Source organism: Vibrio sp. 03_296, assembly GCF_002265885.1.
Map to the genome: position 1 here is coordinate 1 of NZ_NPKW01001367.1, position 783 is coordinate 783.

Here is a 783-nt window from a genome sequence, read left to right on the forward strand (position 1 = left end):
CGCAGAGTTCAAACGCCGCGTAAATGGCGAGCTTCCAGCTCAGTGGGAAGAGAAAGCAAACCAAATCATTGCAGATCTTCAAGCAAACCCAGCGAACATCGCATCACGTAAAGCATCACAAAACGCGCTAGAAGCGTTTGGTAAAATGCTGCCAGAATTCATGGGCGGCTCTGCTGACCTAGCGCCTTCTAACCTCACCATGTGGTCGGGTTCTAAATCGCTAGAAGCAAACGACTTCTCTGGTAACTACATCCACTACGGTGTACGTGAATTTGGTATGACTGCGATCATGAACGGTATCGCGCTACACGGCGGTTTCGTACCTTACGGCGCAACCTTCCTGATGTTCATGGAATACGCACGTAACGCAATGCGTATGGCCGCTCTGATGAAAGTGCAAAACATCCAAGTTTACACGCACGATTCTATCGGTCTTGGCGAAGATGGTCCAACTCACCAACCGGTTGAGCAAATCGCATCGCTGCGTCTAACGCCAAACATGAGCACATGGCGTCCATGTGACCAAGTGGAATCGGCAGTTGCATGGAAACTGGCGATTGAACGTAAAGATGGTCCATCGGCACTGATTTTCTCTCGTCAAAACCTAGCACAGCAACCACGCAGTGCTGAGCAAGTGGCAGACATCGCCAAAGGTGGTTATATCCTGAAAGACAGCGATGGTAAGCCTGAGCTGACTCATACGCGACGGTTCTGAAGTTGAGCTAGCAGTGAAAGCGGCAGAACAACTGACCGCTGAAGGTAAGAAAGTGCGTGTGGTTTCAA

Annotated in this window: 1 pseudogene; it reads left to right on the forward strand. The window is 50.2% G+C overall.

Features of this window, described 5'->3' with window-relative positions:
• Positions 1–783, forward strand: a pseudogene (locus CIK04_RS32340) (transketolase); the annotation flags it as partial.